A 5,221-nucleotide genomic window follows, 5' to 3' on the forward strand; every position below is an offset into this window, starting at 1 on the left:
TATAATCACCCCAATGAACAAAGTGAAGAAGGGCGCACTTATACAAACTTCGTTTGTGTGCGGTTTGCGTTGCAAACAAAGAGCATATTCGCTTGTTGCGAATATAAAAATTAAAATCCTTCATTCGCTGATGTGCGAATGAGTATCCGTCTTGTGACGAATACAAAAACTCATCGTAAGAGATTAATTATTTCTCATTGGCAAAATGCCATTTCGTCTAATTAATTTCTTACGATTCCATAATAAAAATTCTCCCACCTTACGGTACGATCATTTTTATTACGGCTACTACAAAATCTTTTGAAAAGGAGGTTCAAGCATATGGCAATCTATCACTTCTCAGCACAAATGATTTCCAGAGGAAAAGGACAATCAGCAATTGCGTCAGCTGCCTATCGTTCTGGTCAGCGTTTAGTTGATGAACAAACTAATGAAAGTAAATTTTACAAAAGAGAAGTGAAGCCGGAAACCCATATTCTTGCTCCTGAAAATTCCCCTGTTTGGGTTAAAAATCGTGAGATTCTTTGGAATGAAATTGAACGTTCTGAGAAAAGAAAGAACTCTCAATTAGCCAGAGAAATAAATATTGCTTTACCTAAAGAACTTTCCAATCAACAACAAACTGAATTAATCAAAGGCTACATCCAAGACCAATTTGTAGATAAAGGCATGGTTGCTGATATCGCTATTCATAGAGATGACTCCAACAATCCTCACGCTCACATAATGTTAACAACACGAGAAATTTCAGAAGAAGGCTTTACTACAAAGAATCGTGATTGGAACAAAAAAGAACTGCTGGAGCAGTGGAGAGAACAATGGTCAGAATACGCAAATAAAGCATTAGAACAATCAAACATCAAAGAACGAATTACACATAAATCTCACGCTGAACGTGGACTTGAAATCTTACCTACGGTTCATATGGGGCATGTCGCTTCTGATATGGAGAAAAAGGGGATGAAAACTGAGCGAGGTAATATTAATCGTGAAGTACAAAAGCATAATGCTATTGTTTATGACTTACAAAGATACCGCCAAGAGAAGCAACAAATAGAAGCAGAGTTAAAACAACAGGAGCAAAAGAAGTCTGTAGAATTAACTACTGAAGAACAAAAAAATGTGGAGGCAGCCAAACAAATTATTGGCGAAATTCCAACGGTAGCAACAATTGCCAACTATAGAAAATCATTAGAAGTACAGACCGAACAACAAAGAAAAGCACTAGAATCTTTAAAGACAAAAAATCACATAGTTTCTATTGCAGAACAAGCAGAAAAACAGCTTTCTCATTATGAAAAAACATTAGAAGAATTAAAGGGAAAACTTGATAAAGTAGGATTTTTCCAACGTAAGGAAAAAGAAAATTTGCGTGCTAGTATCAACACTTTACAAGATAAAATCATCAGCCAGCATGACCACTTAAATACATGTTTAAAAGAAGCTGGTTTATCTGCACGTGAAGAGATCCAGTTAGCTAAAAAGCAATTAAGTAAACAAATTGATACGTCTACTCGAACTTTAAACGGGAGCATCTTAAAATCTGTAGACCAAAAACAAATACTAAACCAGACAGAAGAAATACTAAAGCAAAAGCTAATTCGTAAAGTAGCTATCCAATATCCTGAATTGAAAACAGCAGGACAATATTTGGATTACAAGACAGCATCTAAATTGAACCGACTAAATGAGAAACAAGGAAAAACTATATCGCTCGACAACATAAAACATACTTTAGAACAAAGACAGCATAAAATTGAATTAAATCGAGAAGGTATTCAAAACTATAATCTGGCTGTTCGGAATGCTCAAAATGCAGAAAGTTATTTTAATCATCTTACTGAACTAGAAAAACGAATTGAACGAATCGAATCGAATCCTTACTTAAAAGGAAAAATTCTGTTTTCCAAGGAAGAACAACAAGCTTATCAGAAAGATTTACAAAAACGAGAACAGTTAACTCAAGCTATTCGAACCATCGGTTATGAAGATCGGGAGCATTTGGAACAACATAAAAGAGAAATAGAGAAAGTTGCTCCAGCACTTGAAAAAGTTCAACAAGAAACGCAAAGCCTAAGCCAAAGCAATGACTTTCTTTCAGCCATCCTAGAAGGGGTAGAACAAGCCCAAAAGCAGGAACACAAAGTAAATGCTAAGCAAAAACCAAAGCAACGCTTAAAAGGGCAAAACATTGGGTTAGAAAGGTAATCATGCTATATTCAAAAAAGCTACAGATGTGACAGCATCTGTAGCTAGCCTACTCTTTTAAGAATTGGCTCTATATTTTATAGATCAGTGAAATGACCTCCAAACAGCGCCAAGCCGTAGGGAGGTCATTTTTTATTTCTTATAGAGATTTGTTTATAAAAACAGATAATCAATCAAATAATACAAAAAAGGAGTTGAATACAAAATGAAGAAAATGATTACTGCAATGATATTATTAGTTGTTTTAGTAATGGGAATAAGCACAAATTCAATTCAAGCTAAGGAACCAGCAAAAGAATCATGGAGCAAATATCCTGATAACTCTAGTGAAAAGTTTGCTAGTCCAAATTCTTTTTATAGCTCAATAGACCAAAAACAATATACTGAATACAAGAACGCTAAAATTAACATTAGAGAAAAAGTCTCTTTTAAAGATGTGAACAAGGTGTTGTCAAAAGTAGATGAGTTTATTGGTGAAAATCGAGTTTCAGGTGATGGTTTTCATCCTAATAGACAAGTATATGTTTATTTAACAGTATCTGAAAATGGTAAAGATATAAAAAATATAATTGTTGATGCTGAAACAAAAAAAGTTCTTTTTAAATCCGAACCTTTAATAAAACGATAAAAAGGTTGCCTTTGGGTAGCCTTTTATTTCATTTTCCACTGCATTTCATACTTTGCAAAGACCTGGATTAGATCATCCACTAGTTTTTCATTTTCCTCCCCAGACAAAGGCTTTTTTGCGTAATCCCTTTTGTATTCAAATCCTACATACCAAGTGCGGTTCATATCAAATTCCCCATTTATGATTTTTTTTGAATCATCAAATTCCATAACTATCAACTCCCCCTTTAAAGTGTATACAAAGCCCGTAGAAGGCCGTTATCCATTTAACACCTTTAAATGCGTTATTTTAAAAAAGGGCTCAATATAACCCCTTTAAAACGTTCTCAATGCTATTAGTAAGGAGTATCATCATCATTATCTTTATTTTTCTTATCTAATGTTCTTTCAATTAATCTTTGAGATATAATTTTTTGTGTTTCAGACTTGGATTTAATATTAAATACAACTTCGAAAACACTTCTTCCCTTTTTAATCGTATCGTATGTAATCGTAATGTCAGTTAATTTATTGATTTCTTTAATAGCTTGTTCTATCACAAAACGCTTGAAATCAACCCATCTAGGTAATGTATCATCATCTAGATTTAGGACTTTCCTTAATTCATCCACTTCATAAATAATCCCTTGGACATTTTCGTAAGACTTTAATATTTCATAGAGCCTAATACTATATTGGCTTTTCATAGTCATTACATATAAGTAATTATATTTAGTGAAAAATTGCTTCAACTGCAACAAATGAGGCTTTAAATCTTTATCCAATTTAATATCAATTATGTCTTTCTTATGGTCTATAACTACTTTGTCGATCCACCTCATTAACACTTCCGTACCATCTTCTTGTTCCATCCAAAAACTTTTGTCGCTTATCTTTTTCAGGGAACTTTTAATAATCGAATAGTTTTTCCCACTTCTATCGCTGATTTGGCAAATTTTACAGTAATCCTTAATTGAAAAACGATACGTTTTAAAATCATCATCTTTTGGCTCAATCATTTGGATTACGTGCAATATCAATTTTTGTTCAACCAATGTTAAATCAAAACGAGTTTTTTGAATTAGATGATTAGATTTAACAACGGGGAAATTACGTGTTTCCATTTCTTTTAATTTTGGTACTCTATCAGATAATTTTTCTAATCTCCTTGCCATTTCTTTATTCCTTTCATAACTCTTGATATAACTATCATATTTAAAAGTGAGTTAAAAAACAAGTTTTTCTAAAAAACTCACTTTAAGTGCACCAAAACTCACTTTAAGTGCACCAAAACTCACTTTTAAGTGCACCAAAACTCACTTTAAGTGCACCAAAACTCACTTTTAAATTTTTGAGACTTACAGCCCCAAGGGTTTCAAGCTCCTATAAATAAGTAAAAAGGTTTTAAAAATCTTTAAAAAATAACTATATTATTAAAAGTTAAAATTATGTCCCTTAATTTTTTATATCAATCCGAATATTTCTTCAAATTAATAACATATATAATAAAAAATGGAAAAACAAAGAATGTTTAGGGAGGTATATATTGTGCAGGAGGAAGTAAAAGCTATTTTAATAGGTTTTGTTGCTCTGATCTCTGCTTATTTGACTGTATTTTCTTTATGGTTTTGTTTAGTTGCAATAATATTAGGAGTTATAGGATATAAACAAGCAAAAAAAATTAAAGAGAGAAAAAACAATTATATTTTTATGGGGAAAATCTTAAATAGTATAGGCATTTTGTCTTCTATATTATTATTTATGTATTATGTAACTGGTCCCATTTAATTTCGATTTTAAAGAAGAAAATACATCCTTTTATAAATAGAGTTAGATAAAGATACCGATTTTGATAAATTTCAAAATCGGTATCTTTTATCTAACCTAGAGTAGAAACACAATAAAATATGGATTAAGATTCTTTTGAACTCTGGACTTGAATCCCTAGTATATTTCTAGCTTGATTAATGTCCATGGCATTTACTCTATCTTTATTTTCCAAAATAGATTTTTGGAAAGAAGCAATCAACTTAATAGTTTCTTCTTCTCCTGTTATTCCTAAATGTTTTTCTAATAATCCACCCATTCTAATTAGCTTTTGTGTTCTTGCCTTTCTTTCCTTTTGTTTTAATTGGTTAGCAAGCCTTTGCTTCTCGGCTTGCATCTTCTTAATTTTTTCATCCATCTCTAATAGTCTTTCTTCTTCTGTCTTTCGAGCCAAAGCTCTCACTCCCCTACCGCCTTGTTTTTCTCTATTATAATCAAACTATCGCAGAAACACTAGAATTACATAATAGTATCTTCACTCTGCCTGTGGTATAATCACCCCAATGAACAAAGTGAAGAAGGGCGCACTTATACAAACTTCGTTTGTGTGCGGTTTGCGTTGCAAACAAAGAGCATATTC

The 5,221-nt window shown here is 32.3% G+C and carries 5 protein-coding genes; 3 read left to right on the forward strand and 2 right to left on the reverse strand.

The features are described from left to right. Positions 1 to 321: 321 nt before the first annotated feature. Both mobQ and AC0B44_RS21075 read left to right on the forward strand, forming a co-directional pair. Positions 322 to 2,208 (forward strand): MobQ family relaxase, encoded by a 1,887-nt coding sequence (mobQ, locus tag AC0B44_RS21070; RefSeq protein WP_350623818.1) that lies wholly within the window; start codon positions 322 to 324, stop codon positions 2,206 to 2,208. A 205-nt stretch (positions 2,209 to 2,413) separates the two neighbouring features. Then, positions 2,414 to 2,836, forward strand: a complete 423-nt coding sequence (locus AC0B44_RS21075; RefSeq protein ID WP_350623821.1) for a hypothetical protein — start codon at positions 2,414 to 2,416, stop codon at positions 2,834 to 2,836. 334 nt (positions 2,837 to 3,170) lie between these two features. On the opposite strand, the gene AC0B44_RS21080 is transcribed toward AC0B44_RS21075, so the two are convergent. Continuing rightward, on the reverse strand, positions 3,171 to 3,989 hold the full coding sequence (locus AC0B44_RS21080) for a replication initiation protein (protein WP_350623823.1): 819 nt from the start codon (positions 3,987 to 3,989) through the stop codon (positions 3,171 to 3,173). Between the two features lie 373 nt (positions 3,990 to 4,362). Between AC0B44_RS21080 and AC0B44_RS21085 the strand changes: the two genes are divergently transcribed. Beyond that, complete coding sequence (locus AC0B44_RS21085; protein WP_350623825.1) at positions 4,363 to 4,602, forward strand: hypothetical protein; 240 nt, start codon at positions 4,363 to 4,365, stop codon at positions 4,600 to 4,602. Positions 4,603 to 4,726: 124 nt separating this feature from the next. Here the strand turns inward: AC0B44_RS21085 and AC0B44_RS21090 are convergent, their stop codons facing one another. Further along, a complete protein-coding gene (locus AC0B44_RS21090; RefSeq protein ID WP_350623827.1) occupies positions 4,727 to 5,044 on the reverse strand; it encodes a hypothetical protein in 318 nt (105 codons plus the stop codon). Positions 5,045 to 5,221 lie beyond the last annotated feature (177 nt).

Source organism: Rhodococcus sp. NPDC019050 (assembly GCF_055664235.1).